The following is a 16,600-nucleotide window of genomic DNA, read 5'->3' on the forward strand; positions in this document are numbered from 1 at the left end:
CCGGAAAGGGCAAGGTTCAGGCGACAAGGCAGGCATGCGCCGAGGCGACCGCGTCATCGGCACAGCGTCGCGGCAGACTGCGCGGCGGCGCGGTCCCGACGCGCCCGAAACGGATGCCGGTCACGGCCGGACATAGGTCCAGCCCTTCTCCTGCAGCTCCATGACCCGGACGACGCCGGACTTCACCACCGTCGCCTCGGGGATCAAGGCGATCTCCTTGTTCTCGGCCTTGCTCATATTGCCCTGGGTGTTGCCGCAGGCCTTGAAGGAAATGGCCGGCGTGCTCAGGGCGATCGTCGAGATCCGCGCCTTCACCGGCGAGGTGTCGTCGCGCAGCATGTGCAGGCCGGGCCCGAAGGTGACGACCTCGATCTCCACCTTCTCGCCGAGCTCCTGATAGTACTGCGCCACATTGGTCGCGTTGTTGAGCGCGAGATTCATCATCGCGGGATCGTTGGTGTTCACCTGCAGGATGAGCCGGTGCGGCTTCCTGTCGGGCACCGGCGGCTTCGGTGCCTGCACGGCGCTCTGCTTCGTGGCCTGCGCCATCGCGGGCGAGGAGGCGAAGGTGACAGCGAGGCCGGCCAGCAGGGCCGCGCCAAAAGCATCTTTGAACCTTATCGTCATCGGATTCCACCCATGGTTCGAGGACTATTCGCTACGTGGCCTGGCAAGGGTGCGCGGCCATTTGCAGGCTGCGGCGACCCTGTCCCGCGCCGCCTTCAGGCCGACGAGGCTGAAATGCGCGTCATGGACGGCGCCCGCGCGCGTGCCGAGACGGATCGCGATGCTCCCCTCATTGGGGAGCGACAGCAGCAGGCCGACCACATCGCCCCTGAAGGCGACCCCGGTGCCGTAAGACGGCCGGCCCGCCGCGAGTTGCACGGGCTGGCTGTCATCGACGCGATAGGACAGTAAGGAGTCGGCTCCGCTCTCGGATGCGGCCGGCCCGCCAAGGACCAACTCGGTCCGGCCACCGCGGCAGTGAATGGAAAGCTGCTTCAGGGCGCCGTTGGCACCGCCTTCGGCGAAGGCGGTGGCGGTGACGATCGGCGTGTAGTCGATCGGTGACGTGGTCTCGCTGACGATCCAGCCATCGGCGTCTCCCGCGGGACGCCTGGGCACCGTCACAGGCTGCGGCAGCTTGTTCAGGCAGGCAGGCCGCTCCGCCGGATCGAGCAGCGAGCAGGCGCGAAGCTGCGCCATCGGATCGGGCGCCCCCTGTGCGAAGGCGACCTGGCTCGCAACCTCGAAGACGACGGAGAGCATGATCAGCTTCATTGGCTCGCACGTTGCGTCTGCGCCTTGCGATCCAGCCAGTCCTGCGCTGCCGGGAAGCGGTCGAGGCCGGGCACGGTCGCGGCGAGATTGATCGACTTCCATTTCGGGTCGAAGCCCGGTGCCTGCAGCTTCTCGACGCGGCTGAACAGGGTGTCGACAAAGCGCGCGACGCGCTCGTAGCGGTTGGTCTGGGGCGCCCAGTTGAACGCGACCAGCGCGGTCGGCACCGCGATCGTCGAGACCCGCTCGCCCGCCTTGATCAGGCCGGGATATTCGCCGGCCTCCAGCACCGCCGGCAGGTAATAGTCCTCGAACCTGCTGTCATAAGCCACCGGAAGGAACTTGAAGCCGGGCTCGAAGCGTCCGCGGACGAAGGCATCGACCGGCTTCGAGGTGATGAACACCACGCCCGCCATCTCGCCCTTGCGCATCTGTTCGAGCGCGAGCTGATGCGGGATGAAGGTGTTCTCGGCATTGACGCCAAGACGGCTGAAGATCAGCGGCCCCGAATAGGCGGCAGCGGTTCCGAGCGTGTTGAAGTTCACCTTCTTGCCGGCGAGATCCTGCAGGCTCTGGATCTCTGGCCGCACAAAAACATGGAGCTCCGAGGGGAAGAGATTGAGCACATAGGTGATCTTGCGCCGGATCTGCGGCAGCTGGGCCTTGTACTCCTCGAGCGCATCGGAATTGATGATCGCCGTGTCGATGCCGCGCAGATAGAGCAGCGAATTCAGGTTTTCGGTGGCGCCGCGGGTGACGATCGGCAGCACGTGCAGGTTATTCCCGTCGTCGACGACGCGGGCCATCTCGGCTCCGAGGCGAAGCGGCGCGCCCTCCAGCAGGCCCGCTGCAAGACCGACCGTCCAGGCGTTGGCCTTGTCCTGCTCCGTCGCGGCCGGCCGGACCATGCGTCGTGGCTGGCCAGAGCTCGTCTGCAAGGTCTGCGCCTCCAGGCCGGGCGAAGCGAGCATCGGCACGAGCGCCGCCAGCCCGACCAGAAGCAGCAGGGACCGTCTTGAAGGCATCTTCATCCCACACTCTCCTCTGGAACCCACCCGTCGTCCGGCGGCCGACAGCGAGCGCTAGCGCGGCAACGCGTCGACACGATCCTTCGCCTCCTGAATGCCCCCGACCTGTGCCCGCGCATAAAGCTCGCGGGCCCTCGCGATCTCGCCGCGCGTGCCATAGGTGCCCCAGGCGGACAGGATGCGGGGGTCGTAGGTCTCCGCGAGCATGAAGCTCGCCCTGGCACTGCCCATGTCGGCTGCGCGTTCGAGCACGGCCCGGGCGGAGCCGATGTCGCCTTGAGCGAGCAGCGCGCTCGCCCTGGCGATCAGCCGCATCGCCTCGGGGCTGTTGCGAGCTTCTCCGGCCGTCGGCGGCAACGGCGCGCCGGCGGTGATCGCTTGCGCGGGCCTGGGAGGCTCCCTGGCTACGGTCGCAGGCTGCACCGCCGCAGCGCGCAGCGACGCCACTTCCTCCGATACGGTCGCGGTACGGTCCCGTTCCTGCTGGAGCGCCTGACGCAGCTCCGCGATCGTGCCCTCGCTCGCCTGCCTGAGCTTTTCCGTTTCCCCGCGCGCACTTTGCAGCTGCGCCAGCTGGGTTTCGACCTCCCGCTGCGCGGCGGCCAGTTCACCGGCCAGGGCCGCCCGTTGCGCGCGCTCCTGCTCGATGGCCTGGCGATATTGGGCGATGCCGGCTGCCTGCTCCTGTCGCAGCGCCGCAAGCTGCGCTACGGCAGCCGCCTTCTGCCGCTCGAGTTCGAGCCCTTGCGCCGCCCGCGCCGCTTCCGCCTGCCGGAGCTGGCCTGCCTCCTCGCCAGCCTTGCGCAATTGTGCCGCCTGCGCCTCGCTCTCACGCCGCACTGCCGCCAGCTCGGCCACCAGCGCTGAACGTTGCCCACGCTCCTCGTCGAGGGCTTGACGATGCTGCGCCGCAGCCGTGGTCAACGCCTGCCGCACGGCTGCGGCCTGGGCGATGGCAGCTGCCTTCTGCCGCTCCTGCTCCTGGAATTGCACGGCCCTCGCAGCGTCAGCCTGCCGGAGTTGCCCCGCTTCCTCTACGACCTTGCGCAGTTGTGCCGCCGCTTCGCGCTGCGTGGCAGAAAGCTCCTGCGCGAGAGCGGCAGTCTTTTGCCGCTCCTGCTCGAGCGCTTGCATGGCTTTCGCCGCCTCCACCTGCCTGAGCTGGGCCGACTCCTCGCCGACCTTGCGCAACTGCGCCGCCTGCGTCGCCATGTCACGCTGCGCGGCCGACAGTTCCTGTGCCAGAGCGGCCGCCTTCTGCCGCTCCTGCTCCAGCGACTGGGAGCTCGTTGCCGTCGCGAGTTGCTTGAGCTGTTCGAGGTCGTCGCTTGCACTTCGCAGCTGGGCCGTCTGCGCCTGCAATTCGCGCTGCGAAGCTGACAGCTGATCGGCCAGTGCGGCACGCTGCGCGCGCTCGCCATCGAGCGCCTGGCGATGCTGAGCTGCCGCTGCCACCAATTCCTGCCGCGCAACTATGGCTTCCTGCGCCAGTGCAGATGCCTTGTCCTGCTCCTGCCGCAATGATTGTTCGTTCCTGCTGGCGTCACCCTGCAACTGCGCTTTCAGGGCCGCGATGGCGCCGCGGGCCTCGGCCAGCTCCCGCGACATGGCAGCGATGCTGGAGGCCTCGCCGGCGGGCAGGACGAGTGGCGCGCGCTCCTTCAGCTGACCGGGCTCCGGTCGATCCGCGTTGCGCGGGACAAGGAGAAGCAGGACCGCGGCCGCAACCCCGCACGCCAGAGGGGTGAAACGGCGCCGTAGCGGTGCTCGGCTTGGCCGATCGGATTTTCCCGACCTGTCCTGCCGGTTGCTTTGGCCCGGCGCGGCGGGTGGCGCACTTGTCAGCGTCCAGTGAGCGGTATCGATCGTCAGGCCCGCCTCGTCCCTAGCGACGACAGCCTTCCCATCTCCTGATGCGCTTTCGATCGCGTCGCGCATGTGGCTGACGCCTCTTGGTCGGCGGCATGCACCTGGCGAACCGGGCACGAGCGACTTCATTCCGGCCGATGCGAACCTCGGCGCCTCTGCGAAGGACGCCTGCGGGAGTGTCGACCACACCCTCGCCGGCATCGAGCTGACCTCAGATCGGATAGGTCCAGAAGACGGGCAAAGGGGCAGGAGCCTGCCCGAACGGAGTACCCTGCCGAAAGCGACCCGCTCGGCTAGTCGCTGACGCCCTCGCGCGCGACGATCGTCATCAAGGTCGCCGTCAGCATGGCGCAGAGCTTGGGCTTGCCGTCCGTCACCGCGAAGACCTCGGCCATGGCGAGCGTCAGGGTACGGCCGGCCTTGACCACCCGGCCCTTTGCGATCAGCTCGTCGCCGGTGGCGGGCGCCAGCAGATTGATCTTGAACTCGGCGGTGAGGATGCCGCTGCCGGCCGGCATGGTCGTGAGCCCGGCATAGCCGGCGGCGCTGTCGGCGATGGTCGCGACCGCGCCGGCATGGACGAAGCCGTGCTGCTGGGAAAGATGCGGTGACGCCGGCATGGCGATCTCGACCTCGCCCGGCGCGACGCGCACAAGCCGGGCGCCGAGCGTCGTCATCATCGCCTGCCTGGCGAAGCTCGCCTCGATGCGAGCGACGATGGCAGGATCGGTCGCCTGGTCAGCCATCAGCGCTCACTCCGCGGCGATCGCCGCCGGGGCTTCGCGCTCGACATGCGCGATCGCAGCGCGCAGTTCGGCGAGACCCGCTCCCGCCAAGACACAATGCTCGGACAGGTGGCGACGGAACAGGCGCGAGCCGCGCCGGCCGGGGAAGAGCCCGACAAGATGGCGGGTGAAGGCATGCAGGCGCCCGCCCCGTTCGAGATGAGCAGCGATGTAAGGCTCGAGCGCCTCCAGCATCGCGAAGGCGTCCGCGACCGGGGCATCCTCGCCGAAGAGCAGCGGATCGACCGCGAGCAGCACTTCCGGGTTCTGATAGGCCTCGCGGCCGAGCATGACGCCATCGAGATGGGCGAGATGCGGCAGCCATTCGTCGGGATGCCTGATGCCGCCATTGAGCGAGACGATCAGATCGGGATTGGCCGCTTTGAGGCGGTAGGCGCGCCCATAGTCGAGCGGCGGGATCTCGCGGTTCTCCTTGGGCGAGAGCCCCTGCAGCCAGGCCTTGCGGGCATGGACCACGAGCGCATCGACGCCGGCCACGCGCACGGCAGCCGTCAGCGCATCGAGCGCGGCCTCCGGGTCCTGATCATCGACGCCGATGCGGCACTTGACCGTGACGGGCATCGAAACGGCCGCCTTCATCGCCGCCACGCAATCGCCGACCAGCGTCGGCTCGCGCATCAGGCAGGCGCCGAAGGCCCCGCCCTGGACGCGGTCGGAGGGGCAGCCGCAGTTCAGGTTGATCTCGTCATAGCCGAAATCGGCGCCGATCTTGGCGGCCTCTGCCAGCAAGGCCGGATCATTGCCGCCGAGCTGGAGCGCGACCGGGTGCTCGACATCATCGAAGCCGATCAGCCGCTGCCGATCGCCGCGCACCACCGCCTGCGCCGTTACCATCTCGGTATAGAGCCGAGCGCGGCGCGACATCAGGCGATGGACGATCCGGCAATGCCGATCGGTCCAGTCCATCATCGGGGCCACGGAGAAACGGTGGTCTGCTGCGGTCATCATCTACGGTCTGGCGTTGCCGGAACCCTGCTGGCGAGCGCAGCGCCGTAGCAGATTTCCCGCCCTCCATATAGTGCGCCGGCGCTCTACTGGAATGTGAGGTTCGCTTTCGCAACGATCTCGGCATAGACGGCGCGGTCGGCGACGATGCGCGCAGCTAACTCGGCAGGAGTCGAGAAATTCGGCAGGACACCGAGCGTCTTGAGCTGCTCCTGTGCCTTCGGATCTGCCAGCGCCTTGCCCGCGCGGCGTTGAGCTTGGCGACGACCTCGAGATTCATGCCGGCAGGACCTGCGAGCCCGATCCAGGTCCGGATCGTGCCGGAAGCGATCCGGCCGCTCCAAGAGCTGTTCGCGCCGATGGCAGAGCGCTCAGCCGCGCTGATGCGGCAATACAGCGTCGACGAACTGGCGCTGATTGCAGACTTCATTGAGAAGGGCACCGCCCTCGCGCTGGAGCGCGCCAGGCAGCTGGAGGGCGACTAGACCGGCGCTGCCGGGCCCGCCGCCAGCCGCTACGCTCGAACGACCGGAAAAAGGGCGCGCAGCCGCCCGTCGCGGAGCCACAGGCCGCCCCACATGAACAGCCCGAGATAGAGGCTGAAGAGAATATGGCTGAAGAGCGGGCTCCCGGCCCGGATCTGCGTCGCCATCGCCCCGCCGAGCAGGCCCATCATCAGGATCGCACCTAGCAGTGCCGTGCGCGGAACGAGGTAGAGGACGAGGCAGGCCAGCTCGATCAGGCCGATCATGAAGGCATAGCCGGCCGGCCAGCCGAGCTGCGCCATCGTCTCCTCGGCCACCGGCATGCGCAGCAGCTTGGGCGTCACCGACGCGCCCAGCATGAAGAGGGCGAAAAGCCCGGTCAGGACGCGGCCCGTCCAGAGCATGGCATTCTTGGTCATACGCATCTCCCTCGATCCCGGTGCCAGAAAACCTCAGCGCTCGTCATCGCATGACAGGAACGATCCGGCGGTCCGGGCCTTGCCGGGCCTGGCTTCTTGCTGACGCGTGACATGGCCGGTGACGTCATTCGACGTTGCCCCGACCGTGCATGTTATGTTCCCCTTTGCGAGCACAGGTCGAATCACGCATGAACGCGCACGTCTATCTCGACAGCCTCAATCCGGCGCAGCGGCGCGCGGTCTCGCATGGCGGCGATGCGGCCCCTGCCCCGCCGGTGCTGATCATCGCCGGCGCCGGCTCCGGCAAGACCAACACGCTGGCGCACCGCGTCGCCCATCTGCTGGTCTGCGGCGCCGATCCGCGGCGCATCCTCTTGATGACCTTCTCGCGCCGCGCCGCCTCGGAGATGATCCGCCGCGTCGAGCGCATCGCCCGCAAGGTGATGGGCGACGGCGCCGGGGTCGCGGTCGATGCGCTGAACTGGGCCGGCACCTTCCATGGCGTCGGCGCGCGGCTGCTGCGCGACCTCGCCGAGCAGATCGGGCTCGATCCCGCCTTCACCATCCATGATCGGGAGGACGCCGCCGACCTGATGAACCTGGTCCGGCACGAGCTCGGCTTCTCGAAGACCGAGGCGCGCTTCCCGACCAAGGGAACCTGCCTCTCGATCTATTCGCGCTGCGTCAACGCCGAGCAGCCGATCGAGGATGTGCTGCGCCTGTCCTATCCGTGGTGCATCGCCTGGGCTGAGGAGCTGAAGCAGCTCTTCGGATCGTACGTCGAGGCCAAGCAGCAGCAGAACGTGCTCGATTACGACGACCTGCTGCTCTACTGGGCGCAGGCAATGTGTGATGGCGACCTCGCGGCCGATGTCGGGGCACGCTTCGACCACGTCATGGTCGACGAATACCAGGACACCAACCGGCTGCAATCGTCGATCCTGCTGGCGCTGAAGCCCGATGGCCGCGGGCTGACCGTGGTCGGCGACGACGCGCAGTCGATCTATTCCTTCCGCGCCGCGACCGTCCGCAACATCCTCGACTTCCCGCTCGCCTTCTCGCCACCCGCTGAGGTGATCACGCTCGACCAGAACTACCGCTCGACGCAGGCGATCCTCGGCGCCGCCAACGCGGTGATCGACCTGGCTGCCGAGCGCTTCACCAAGAACCTCTGGACCGACCGGGCGACGGGTGCCGCGCCCGAGCTGGTCAATGTCCGGGACGAGGCCGACCAGGCGCGCTTCATCGCCGAACAGGTCCTGGAGAACCGCGAGGCCGGCACGACCCTGAAGCAGCAGGCGGTGCTCTTCCGCGCCTCGCATCATAGCGGCCCGCTCGAGATCGAGCTGACGCGCCGGAACATCCCGTTCGTGAAATTCGGCGGGCTGAAATTCCTCGACGCCGCCCACGTCAAGGACCTGCTCGCGCTGCTGCGCTTCGTCGAGAACCCGCGCGACCGGGTCTCGGCCTTCCGCGTGATGCAGCTCATGCCAGGCGTCGGGCCGACATCGGCCCAGCGTGTCATCGAGCACCTGGCGCAGGCGCCGGACGGGGCGGAAGCTCTTCGCCATGCTCCGGCGCCTGCGCGCGCGGGAGAGGACTGGATCGCCTTCGTCGAGGCGATCGAAGCGCTGCGCTCGGGCATGTCGGGCTGGCCGGCCGAGATCGAGCGGGCAAGGCTCTGGTACGAGCCGCATCTGGAGCGCATCCATGAAGACGCGACGACGCGGCAGGCCGACCTGCTGCAGCTCGAGCAGATCGCCGGTGGCTATCCCTCGCGCGAGCGCTTCCTGACCGAGCTGACGCTCGACCCGCCGGACGCGACCAGCGATCAGGCCGGCGTGCCGCATCTCGACGAGGACTATCTGATCCTCTCGACCATCCATTCGGCCAAGGGGCAGGAATGGAAGTCGGTCTTCGTGATGAACGTCGTCGACGGCTGCATCCCGATCGATCTCGGCACCGGCGCCAAGGACGAGATCGAGGAGGAGCGCCGGCTGCTGTATGTCGCGATGACGCGCGCCAAGGACGATCTGCATCTTATGGTGCCGCAGCGCTTCTTCACGCATGGCCAGTCGTCAACCGGCGACCGGCACGTCTATGCGGCGCGCACGCGCTTCATCCCGAACACGCTGCTGAAGCATTTCCAGCGGCGCGCCTGGCCGCTGGCGGCACAGGCCGGCTCGCGGCCGGTTTCCGCCGGCCCGAAGATCGACGTGCGCGCCAAGATGCGCGGCATGTGGCGCTGAGCTGCCCTCAGGCCGCTTCGCGGATGAAGCGGCTGAGGAAGAGGCGCGTGCGCGGATGGCTCGGATTGGCGAGCACCTCTTCCGGCCTCCCCTGCTCGACGACGAGGCCGCCATCCATGAAGACGACGCGGTCGGCCGCCTCGCGGGCAAAACCGATCTCATGGGTGACGACGATCATGGTCAGGCCCTGGCCGGCGAGATCGCGCATGGTCGTAAGCACCTCGCCGACGAGCTCGGGATCGAGCGCAGAGGTCGGCTCGTCGAACAGCATCAGCTTCGGCCGGATCGCCAGCGCCCGGGCGATGGCGACGCGCTGCTGCTGGCCGCCGGAGAGCTGGCGCGGATAGGCGTTCGCCTTCTCGGTCAGCCCGATGCGGCCGAGCAGCTCCATGGCGTAGTCGGTCGCGTCCTTGCGGCTGTGGCCATGGACGCCGACCGGAGCCTCGATGATGTTCTCCAGCGCCGTCATGTGCGGGAAAAGATTGAATTGCTGGAAGACCATGCCGATCTGGCGGCGTTGCACCGCGATGGCGCGCGGCGACAACTTGATAAGCCGCCCGCCGCTGAGCCGGTAGCCGATCTGCTCGCCGGCGACCATGATCGAGCCGCGATCGATCGCCTCCAGATGGTTGATGCAGCGCAGGAAGGTCGACTTGCCGGAGCCCGACGGGCCGAGCACGACGACGACCTCGCCGGGCATGACGTCGAGATCGATGCCCTTCAGCACCTCGTTGTGGCCGAAGGATTTGTGAACGTTGCGGGCGCTGACCAGCGGCGCGGCCTCTCTAGCGATCCGGCTCATGGGGTTGCCTCCGCGATGACCGGCATGCGCTCCACCGCACCGCGCTCGCCGCGGGCATAGTAGCGCTCGATGAAGCCCTGGCCAATGTTCAGGACGGTGGTGATGACGAGATACCAGATGACCGCGACCATCAGCATCGGGACGACCTCGAAGGTGCGGTTGTAGACCGCCTGCACCGAATACAGCAGGTCGGCCATGGCGATGACGCTGACCAGCGAGGTCGCCTTGATCATGCTGATCAGCTGGTTGCCGGTCGGCGGCACGATCGAGCGCATCGCCTGCGGGATGATCACCCGCCACAGCGCCCTCGCCCGCGTCATTCCGAAGGCGTCGCTCGCCTCGGTCTGGCCCTTGTCGACCGAGAGCAGGCCGCCGCGGATGATCTCGGCCATATAGGCGGCTTCGTTCAGCGAGAGGCCGGCGATCGCCGCCGTCATCGGCGTGATCAGGTCGTTGGTGTGCCAGCTGACCAGCGTCGGCCCGAACGGGATCGATATCGAGATCTCGGGGAAGAGCGTCGAGAGATTGTACCAGAAGATCAGCTGGACCAGCAGCGGCGTGCCGCGGAAGAACCAGATGAAGAGGCCCGCGAAGCCGCTGAACAGCCGGTCGTCCGAGAGCCGCGCGATCGCCAGCAGCAGGCCGATGATGACGCCGATCACCATCGCGACGACGGTGAGCCCGAGCGTGACATAGAGCCCGCGCAGGATCGATTCCGCCGTGAACCACTGCGCCACGACCGGCCAGCCGAAATTCGGGTTCCAGGCGACGATCCAGGCGAAATTGGCGGCGACTGCGAGCACGAAGGCCCAGAGCAGCCAGCGCCCCCATTCGACCGGTCGATGGGCGTTGGCGACGTCGCGCAGCGCCGCCTGTCGGTCCTGCATCGGCTCAGCCGCGCTGCTCATGGCCCGCTCGCTCAGTTCTTCGAGAGGTTGATGCCGGGCTCGCCGATCATGTTGTTCTCGAGCCCCCATTTCTTGAAGATCGCCTCATAGGTGCCGTTCGCCTTCAGCGCCTTGATGCTGGCGAGAAGGACTTCGCCGAGCGGCGAACCCTTCGGCACCACCGCGCCCTGGAACAGGTCCTGGAAGCCGTTGGCCTTGCCGACCGCGGCGAGTTCGAGATCGCCCTTGGCCTGCTGGACGAAATAGGTCAGCGGCGCCTGCGAGGAGAAGAAGCCGTCGGAGCGCCTGGAACGGACCGAGAGGATCGAGGTCGGCTGGTCGGTGAAGGACATCACCTCCAGCGCGGGCTTGCCCTCGGCCGCGCATTTCTCGGCCTGTGCCTTGATCACCTTCTCGGCCGAGCCTGCCGACATCACCGCGATCTTCTTGCCGCAGGTGTCGTCGAGACTGGCGATCGCCTTCGGATTGCCCTTCTGCACGGCGAAGATCACGTATTCGCGGACATAATCGACGAAGTCGTTGGCTTCCTGGCGTGTCTTGAAGTCGCCGATCGGGCCCATGGCGAACTGGTAGCGGCCTGCGGCGATACCGCTCAGCGCCGCGGCGAGCCCGCTCACCGTCGCATGCTCGATCTTGACGCCGAGGAGCTGGCCGATGGCGTCGGAGAGCTCGGCAGCGGCGCCGGTCATGGTCTTGGCGTCGGTGACGATCTCATAAGGCGGGAAGGAGCCGTTGTTGACCGAGATCATCTTGCCGGCCGTGCGGATCGCCTCCGGCAACTTGGCGCGCAGCGCCTCGTCGACCTTCTGCTCGGGGATCTTGATGCTGGCGTCCTGGGCGAAGGCCGGAGCCTGCAGGAGCGCTACGGCCAGGGCGGCGGCTCCAGCGAATTTCACGATCATGGTCATGGCGACGTACCCCTTTTATGGTTGTCAGTAGATCGGCCAGTCGCTCTCAGGCAGCGAGCTCCGGACCGGCGAAGCGACGATTGGCGAGGACCGGCAGCGCGGCGCGCGCTGCGGCGATGCGGGCCGGATCGATGTCAGCATAGATCAGCGCCGGCGCCTCGCCGGCGCGGGCGATGGCGACGCCGAGTGGGTCGACCACCATGCTGGCGCCGATATTTCGCGGGCCGCACTCGCCGGTGGCGACGACGTAACAGGTGTTCTCCAGCGCGCGAGCGGTGACCAGCACATCCCAATGCGCCTCCTTGCCGAGGCCGCGGACCCAGGCGGCCGGCAGCAGCAGCACATCGGCGCCGTCGAGCGCGAGGCGCCGGGCCAATTCCGGGAAGCGCACGTCATAGCAGGTCATCAGCCCGCATTTCAGGCCGGCGATCTCAAGCAGCGGCGGCACCTCGCTGCCGGGCTCGACATTGGTCGATTCCAGTGCCGAGAAGGCGTCGTAGAGATGGAGCTTGCGGTAGGCGCCGACGATCGCGCCATCACGGACCGCGACATGGACGTTGAAGACACGGCCCTTGCCGTTCGGCACGTGGATGCAGAACAGGGTGGTCAGCGCTGAGCCCTTGCTCGCCTCAAGCACGCCCTGCATGAACGGACCGTCGAGCGGCTGCGCCGTCTTCAGCACGATGTCGGGGTCGGTGATGTCGCGGGCCAGGATGCCCTCCGGCAGCAGCAGAAGATCGGCGGCGGCGGCCTTGGCCTCGCCCATCAGGCGGACGGAGGTGGAAAGGTTTTCCTGCCATTCGCGGCTGACGGCGAATTGTCCGAGCGCGGCTTTCATCAGTGGGCTCCTTCCAGCGCGGATGCGGCGGAGAACAGGGTCTCCGGCGTCAAATCGGTCTCGGCGAGCTCTTGAATCCGCAGCTGCTCGATGAATGCGGCGATCATCGTCCGGTTTGCGGCCAGCCCACTCTCGTTCCAGCTCTCGGGCAGATCATGCCCGCTGCGCACCAGCTCGTCGATCAGCCAGGGCGTGGTGTCGGCATAGCGGCGGCGCTTCTCCAGCCAGATGCGCTGGCTCTCGTCGAGCAGATCGCTCAGCGCCTGCGCCAGCCAGGGCTCGCGGGCGGCGAGCTCTGGCTTGAGGCCGATGATGTGCATGCCCGGGACGTAGCCGACCTTGGCGAAGTAGTCGCGCTCGGCGGCGCGGACATCCGGCAGCAGCGCCCTAAAGCGCGAGCCTTTGGAGAAGAAGCCCTTCGGCATGAAGGGCATCAGCACGGCGTCGATCGCGCCCGCTGTGAGCAGATCGAGCAAAGGCGGCTGGCCGGGCAGCGCCTCGATCCGGCCAGGGCGGGCATAGCGCCCGACGCGGTCGATGATCGGATGGTCGGCGGCGAGGCGGCTGACCGCCCAGTAGGCGTCGTCGATGCCGAGCCCGGATTCAGCCATGGCGGCGCGCGTCCAAGTGTTGCCGGAATCCTGCCAGCCGGCGATGCCGATCCTCTTGCCGCGTAGCTCGTCGAAGCGGGTCAGCTTGCTGTCGGCAGCCGTGACGACGCAGCGATGGCGGAAGCCACGCATGATGAAGTTCGGGATGCCGACGACGCCGGTGTCGCCGCGGGCGCGGCCGGTGGTGTAGCGGCTGAACGAGATCTCGCTGGCGTCGAAACGCGGGTCACTGGCGAAATCGTCGGGGAGTGTAGCGAGGCGCTCGATCGTCAGCTCGAAACGGTCGGAAGCGAGGTCGCCGAGCAGCAGCGGCGTGATGAAGTCCCAGTCGCGCAGGGCCAGCCGGATCACAGGTTTCAAACGACAGTCTCACACTGGACAGAAAACCTTGGACGAGGGCCACGATAAATGTTCAATCTAGCTGATCAATCGCTATTACGTTCCTGAACATTCATTTTTGAGTCGATGAACGACGAACCCGACGCCTCCTGGCTGGCCAGCCGTCTGACGCAGCGCACCGCGCGCGGCCTTGCGCTCGACCTCAGCCAGATGATCCGCTCAGGCCTCCTGCCGGTCGGCACGAAGCTGCCGACCGTGCGCGACCTCGCTTTTCGGCTCGGCGTCAGCCCCGGCACGGTCTCGGAGGCCTGGAGCGAATTGAAGCGGCAGAAGATCGTCTCGGGCCGTGGGCGCGGCGGTGCCTGGGTCAGCGGCGACAATGCGACGCCGCGGCCGACGCGGATGGCCAGCGTCGCGAATTTCGGCCCGGGCGCGCTCGATCTCTCGCTGGCAGTCCCGGACGCCAAGCTGATGCCGCCTCTGGCCGAAGCCTTGACGCAGGCGGCGAGCGCGGAGAACCTCAACAGTTACGAGCGCACGCCGATCCTGCCGGCGCTGCGCGACGCCGTCGCGCCGCATTGGCCCTATGCGCCCGCCGCCTTCCTCGCCACCAATGGCGGCTACAACGCCGTCTATTCGGTGCTGCATGCGACGGTGCTGCGCGGCTCCTGCATCGCGATCGAGGACCCGACCGCGATGCGGCTGCTCGACATCATCGAGGACCTCGGTGCCGAGATCCTTGCGGTCGGCCGCGATGCGGAAGGCCCCCTGCCCTCAGAACTCGCAGCCGCGCTGGAACGGCGGCCATCGGCCTTCATCTTCCAGCCGCGCACCCATTCGGTGACCGGCCAGAACGTGAGCCCGGCGCGGCTGGCCGAACTCGGGCGGGTGCTCGCCGGCAGCGACACGCTGGTAATCGAGGATGACGGCATTGGCGACGTCTCGATCCATCCGCCGATCAGCCTGGGCAGGACGATGCCGGAGCGGGTCGTGCATATCCGCTCCTTCTCGAAATCGCTCGGGCCGGACCTGCGGATCGCGGTGCTGTCGGCTCCGGCCATGGTGATCCGGCAGATCCAGTCCTATCGCAGCTTCTCCTCGGGCTGGACCAGCCGGCTGCTCCAAGCGGCGACCGCCTGGTTGCTGACCGATGCAGAGACAGGCCAGAGGGTGGCGCAGGCCCGTGCCATCTACGCCGAGCGACGGCAAGCTCTGGTCGCCTGCCTCGCAAAGCGGGGCCTCGCCATGCCGGAGAGCGACGGCTTATGCATCTGGGTGCCGGTGGAGAACGAGCAGTTCGCGCTGGTGACGCTGGCGGCGCATGGCATCGCGGTGCTGCCCGGCAGCAAATGCGCGGCGAGACCGACCGAGCATGTCCGGGTCGCGACCGCGATCCTGACGCAGGACTATGATCGCGTCGCCGAGGCGCTGATCAAGGCGGCGCAGCGGGGCGATCAGGGCTGACGCAACGCCCTGGTATGGGCCGGCAGCTCCTCGTCCGCGAACAGGTCCGGATGTTCGGCGGCGATGCGGGGCAGCGCGTTCAGGATCTCGCGCAGATGGATGCGCATCGCAGTGGCGGCCATGTCTGAGTCACCGGTCTCGATCGCATCGACAATGGCGTTGTGCTGGGTGATCAGCAGCGGGATCGGCGAGGTACCGGGCAGCGAGAGATAGCGCACCCGGTCGGTCTGGGCGCGGGCGCTCTCGACCACCTTGCCGGCATAGTCGCAATCGACGATCTCGGCGATCGCCTGATGGAAAGCCTCGTCCAATACGGTGAAGCCGGAATAATCGCCGCGTCCGGCGGCGGCAGCCTGCTCGGCGATGAGGCGGCGCAGGCGAGCGACGCCGTCAGGGTCGATCAGCCTGCTCGCAGCCCGCGCCAGAGAGCACTCCACCGCCTCGCGCACGAAGCGGGCATTGGCGACCTCGCGCATCGAGATCTTCATGACGAAGGTGCCGCGGCTCGGCAGGATCTGCACCAGCCCGGCCTCGGACAGCTTGATGAATGCCTCGCGCACAGGCTGGCGGCTGACGCCGAAGCGCCCGGCGATCTCCTTCTCCGACAGCGCCTCGCCGGGCCTGATCTCGCTGACGATGATGGCCTGGCGCAGCGCCGCGACGAGCTGCGGCGCGATCGGATCGCGAAGCCGGAGCGAGATGTCCATGGGCGCAACTCCTCGGCCAGCCCGTGCAGATTATACCGGTATGGTGGCCTAGCGGCAAACGTCGCCGGTCAGCCCTCGTGTCGCCTCAGCAGGTAAGTGTCCATGATCCAGCCATTCTGTGCGCGTGCCGCCTCGCGCCTACGGACGATCTCGTCCGAGATTTCGGCGAGCGGGCCGGAATCCAGAACCTCCTGCGGCGCGCCGAGATAGGCGCCCCACCAGATGTCGAGGCCGGCGGGATCGATCTTGGCGAAAGCCTGCTCGCCGTCGAGCATGACCACTGTGCTGCCGTTCTCGTCGTGAAAGCCGCCTTCGGCGAGCTTGCGGCCGGTGGTGATGGTGACGGGCTCGCCGATCCGGTTCAGCACCAGCCGATGCGCCGCCGCCAGTGCCTGGACCGAGGTGATGCCGGGGATGACGTCGTAGTCGAATACGAGCCCGCGGGCGCGCACGGCCTCGATGATGCGCAAGGTGCTGTCGTAGAGCGACGGATCCCCCCAGACCAGCAGCGCGCCGGTCTGATCCTCGCCGAGCTCGTCGCGGAACAGGCGCTCATAGCTTTCGGCGAGCGCTGCATGCCAGTCGTCGACACTGCCGCGATAGTCATCGCCCGCAGCGGCGCGCTTGGGCACCTTGAGCGGTACGGTGCGCCAGTTGCCATGCTCGATATAGCGCCGGCAGATCTCCTCGCGCAGCTCGCGCAACGCCGATTTCTCGGCGCCCTTGTCCGGCACGAAGACGACATCGACGCTGTTCAGCGCCCGCACCGCCTGGATCGTGACGTGCTCGGGATTGCCGGCGCCGATGCCGATGATCCTGATCCTGCGCATGGGCACCTCTTTTGTGTTCGAGGCGCCGCATAGCACGATCCGACAGGGGCGCGTCATGCTCGGGCTCGACCCGAGCATCTGTTTCAGGAGCTTCTCGGGTCTGCGCTTCGC

Annotated in this window: 17 protein-coding genes; 3 read left to right on the plus strand and 14 right to left on the minus strand. The window is 67.5% G+C overall.

The genetic code is table 11. The annotated features are described in order from the left end of the window. Nucleotides 1–120: 120 nt before the first annotated feature. The 6 genes from V7S63_RS05825 to dusA all read right to left on the minus strand — a co-directional run bounded on the left by V7S63_RS05825 (nt 121) and on the right by dusA (nt 5,932). The gene (locus tag V7S63_RS05825; protein WP_336529517.1) at nt 121–627 is read right to left on the minus strand and encodes a DsrE family protein; all 507 of its coding nucleotides are present in this window, start codon (nt 625–627) and stop codon (nt 121–123) included. 24 nt (nt 628–651) lie between these two features. Beyond that, a complete protein-coding gene (locus V7S63_RS05830; protein WP_336529518.1) occupies nt 652–1,281 on the minus strand; it encodes a hypothetical protein in 630 nt (209 codons plus the stop codon). Then, complete coding sequence (locus V7S63_RS05835) at nt 1,278–2,312, minus strand: TAXI family TRAP transporter solute-binding subunit (RefSeq protein ID WP_336529519.1); 1,035 nt, start codon at nt 2,310–2,312, stop codon at nt 1,278–1,280. Before V7S63_RS05835 ends, V7S63_RS05830 begins: the two co-directional genes overlap by 4 nt. A gap of 51 nt (nt 2,313–2,363) precedes the next feature. After that, complete coding sequence (locus V7S63_RS05840; protein WP_336529520.1) at nt 2,364–4,247, minus strand: coiled-coil domain-containing protein; 1,884 nt, start codon at nt 4,245–4,247, stop codon at nt 2,364–2,366. A gap of 224 nt (nt 4,248–4,471) precedes the next feature. Then, nucleotides 4,472–4,924 carry a PaaI family thioesterase gene (locus V7S63_RS05845; RefSeq protein ID WP_336529521.1) on the minus strand — a complete coding sequence of 151 codons (453 nt, stop codon included), beginning with the start codon at nt 4,922–4,924 and terminating at the stop codon, nt 4,472–4,474. Nucleotides 4,925–4,930: 6 nt separating this feature from the next. Then, complete coding sequence (gene dusA / locus V7S63_RS05850; RefSeq protein WP_442896416.1) at nt 4,931–5,932, minus strand: tRNA dihydrouridine(20/20a) synthase DusA; 1,002 nt, start codon at nt 5,930–5,932, stop codon at nt 4,931–4,933. Nucleotides 5,933–6,207: 275 nt separating this feature from the next. On the opposite strand from dusA, the gene V7S63_RS05855 reads away from it, so the two are divergent. After that, the gene (locus V7S63_RS05855) at nt 6,208–6,414 is read left to right on the plus strand and encodes a hypothetical protein (RefSeq protein WP_336529523.1); all 207 of its coding nucleotides are present in this window, start codon (nt 6,208–6,210) and stop codon (nt 6,412–6,414) included. Between the two features lie 29 nt (nt 6,415–6,443). Here V7S63_RS05855 and V7S63_RS05860 read toward each other — a convergent pair whose 3' ends face one another. Continuing rightward, on the minus strand, nt 6,444–6,833 hold the full coding sequence (locus tag V7S63_RS05860) for a DoxX family protein (RefSeq protein WP_100965307.1): 390 nt from the start codon (nt 6,831–6,833) through the stop codon (nt 6,444–6,446). Nucleotides 6,834–7,021: 188 nt separating this feature from the next. On the opposite strand from V7S63_RS05860, the gene V7S63_RS05865 reads away from it, so the two are divergent. Next, nucleotides 7,022–9,082 (plus strand): ATP-dependent helicase, encoded by a 2,061-nt coding sequence (locus tag V7S63_RS05865; RefSeq protein WP_336529524.1) that lies wholly within the window; start codon nt 7,022–7,024, stop codon nt 9,080–9,082. Between the two features lie 7 nt (nt 9,083–9,089). On the opposite strand, the gene V7S63_RS05870 is transcribed toward V7S63_RS05865, so the two are convergent. Genes V7S63_RS05870 through V7S63_RS05890 form a run of 5 tightly spaced genes read right to left on the minus strand, consistent with a single transcriptional unit; the run spans nt 9,090 to nt 13,500 of the window. Continuing rightward, the gene (locus tag V7S63_RS05870) at nt 9,090–9,884 is read right to left on the minus strand and encodes an amino acid ABC transporter ATP-binding protein (protein ID WP_336529525.1); all 795 of its coding nucleotides are present in this window, start codon (nt 9,882–9,884) and stop codon (nt 9,090–9,092) included. Beyond that, nucleotides 9,881–10,792, minus strand: a complete 912-nt coding sequence (locus tag V7S63_RS05875) for an amino acid ABC transporter permease (protein ID WP_336529526.1) — start codon at nt 10,790–10,792, stop codon at nt 9,881–9,883. The genes V7S63_RS05870 and V7S63_RS05875 overlap by 4 nt, the downstream gene beginning before the upstream one ends. Nucleotides 10,793–10,803: 11 nt before the next feature. Then, a complete protein-coding gene (locus V7S63_RS05880) occupies nt 10,804–11,694 on the minus strand; it encodes an ABC transporter substrate-binding protein (protein ID WP_091830911.1) in 891 nt (296 codons plus the stop codon). A 52-nt stretch (nt 11,695–11,746) separates the two neighbouring features. After that, nucleotides 11,747–12,538 (minus strand): deaminated glutathione amidase, encoded by a 792-nt coding sequence (locus V7S63_RS05885; RefSeq protein ID WP_336529527.1) that lies wholly within the window; start codon nt 12,536–12,538, stop codon nt 11,747–11,749. Further along, the gene (locus V7S63_RS05890; RefSeq protein WP_336529670.1) at nt 12,538–13,500 is read right to left on the minus strand and encodes a substrate-binding domain-containing protein; all 963 of its coding nucleotides are present in this window, start codon (nt 13,498–13,500) and stop codon (nt 12,538–12,540) included. Before V7S63_RS05890 ends, V7S63_RS05885 begins: the two co-directional genes overlap by 1 nt. A gap of 114 nt (nt 13,501–13,614) precedes the next feature. On the opposite strand from V7S63_RS05890, the gene V7S63_RS05895 reads away from it, so the two are divergent. Beyond that, nucleotides 13,615–14,952, plus strand: coding sequence for an aminotransferase-like domain-containing protein (locus V7S63_RS05895; RefSeq protein ID WP_336529528.1), 1,338 nt, complete (start codon nt 13,615–13,617; stop codon nt 14,950–14,952). Here V7S63_RS05895 and V7S63_RS05900 read toward each other — a convergent pair. Next, a complete protein-coding gene (locus V7S63_RS05900) occupies nt 14,943–15,659 on the minus strand; it encodes a GntR family transcriptional regulator (RefSeq protein WP_336529529.1) in 717 nt (238 codons plus the stop codon). The two genes, V7S63_RS05895 and V7S63_RS05900, sit on opposite strands and share 10 nt — an antisense overlap. A 68-nt stretch (nt 15,660–15,727) precedes the next feature. Further along, nucleotides 15,728–16,489 carry a precorrin-6A synthase (deacetylating) gene (gene cobF, locus V7S63_RS05905; protein WP_336529530.1) on the minus strand — a complete coding sequence of 254 codons (762 nt, stop codon included), beginning with the start codon at nt 16,487–16,489 and terminating at the stop codon, nt 15,728–15,730. Between the last annotated feature and the right edge of the window lie 111 nt (nt 16,490–16,600).

This window comes from Allobosea sp. CCNWLY174 (genome assembly GCF_037120455.1).
Taxonomy (GTDB): domain Bacteria; phylum Pseudomonadota; class Alphaproteobacteria; order Rhizobiales; family Beijerinckiaceae; genus Allobosea; species Allobosea lupini.

What these genes read in the sequence shown, in the direction of transcription:
- V7S63_RS05825 (WP_336529517.1), bottom strand. Translation starts at nt 627, where the DNA reads ATGACGATAAGGTTCAAAGATGCTTTTGGCGCGGCCCTGCTGGCCGGC.
- V7S63_RS05830 (WP_336529518.1), bottom strand. Translation starts at nt 1,281, where the DNA reads ATGAAGCTGATCATGCTCTCCGTCGTCTTCGAGGTTGCGAGCCAGGTC.
- V7S63_RS05835 (WP_336529519.1), bottom strand. Translation starts at nt 2,312, where the DNA reads ATGAAGATGCCTTCAAGACGGTCCCTGCTGCTTCTGGTCGGGCTGGCG.
- V7S63_RS05840 (WP_336529520.1), bottom strand. Translation starts at nt 4,247, where the DNA reads ATGCGCGACGCGATCGAAAGCGCATCAGGAGATGGGAAGGCTGTCGTC.
- V7S63_RS05845 (WP_336529521.1), bottom strand. Translation starts at nt 4,924, where the DNA reads ATGGCTGACCAGGCGACCGATCCTGCCATCGTCGCTCGCATCGAGGCG.
- dusA (WP_442896416.1), bottom strand. Translation starts at nt 5,932, where the DNA reads ATGATGACCGCAGCAGACCACCGTTTCTCCGTGGCCCCGATGATGGAC.
- V7S63_RS05855 (WP_336529523.1), top strand. Translation starts at nt 6,208, where the DNA reads ATGCCGGCAGGACCTGCGAGCCCGATCCAGGTCCGGATCGTGCCGGAA.
- V7S63_RS05860 (WP_100965307.1), bottom strand. Translation starts at nt 6,833, where the DNA reads ATGACCAAGAATGCCATGCTCTGGACGGGCCGCGTCCTGACCGGGCTT.
- V7S63_RS05865 (WP_336529524.1), top strand. Translation starts at nt 7,022, where the DNA reads ATGAACGCGCACGTCTATCTCGACAGCCTCAATCCGGCGCAGCGGCGC.
- V7S63_RS05870 (WP_336529525.1), bottom strand. Translation starts at nt 9,884, where the DNA reads ATGAGCCGGATCGCTAGAGAGGCCGCGCCGCTGGTCAGCGCCCGCAAC.
- V7S63_RS05875 (WP_336529526.1), bottom strand. Translation starts at nt 10,792, where the DNA reads ATGAGCAGCGCGGCTGAGCCGATGCAGGACCGACAGGCGGCGCTGCGC.
- V7S63_RS05880 (WP_091830911.1), bottom strand. Translation starts at nt 11,694, where the DNA reads ATGATCGTGAAATTCGCTGGAGCCGCCGCCCTGGCCGTAGCGCTCCTG.
- V7S63_RS05885 (WP_336529527.1), bottom strand. Translation starts at nt 12,538, where the DNA reads ATGAAAGCCGCGCTCGGACAATTCGCCGTCAGCCGCGAATGGCAGGAA.
- V7S63_RS05895 (WP_336529528.1), top strand. Translation starts at nt 13,615, where the DNA reads ATGAACGACGAACCCGACGCCTCCTGGCTGGCCAGCCGTCTGACGCAG.
- V7S63_RS05900 (WP_336529529.1), bottom strand. Translation starts at nt 15,659, where the DNA reads ATGGACATCTCGCTCCGGCTTCGCGATCCGATCGCGCCGCAGCTCGTC.
- cobF (WP_336529530.1), bottom strand. Translation starts at nt 16,489, where the DNA reads ATGCGCAGGATCAGGATCATCGGCATCGGCGCCGGCAATCCCGAGCAC.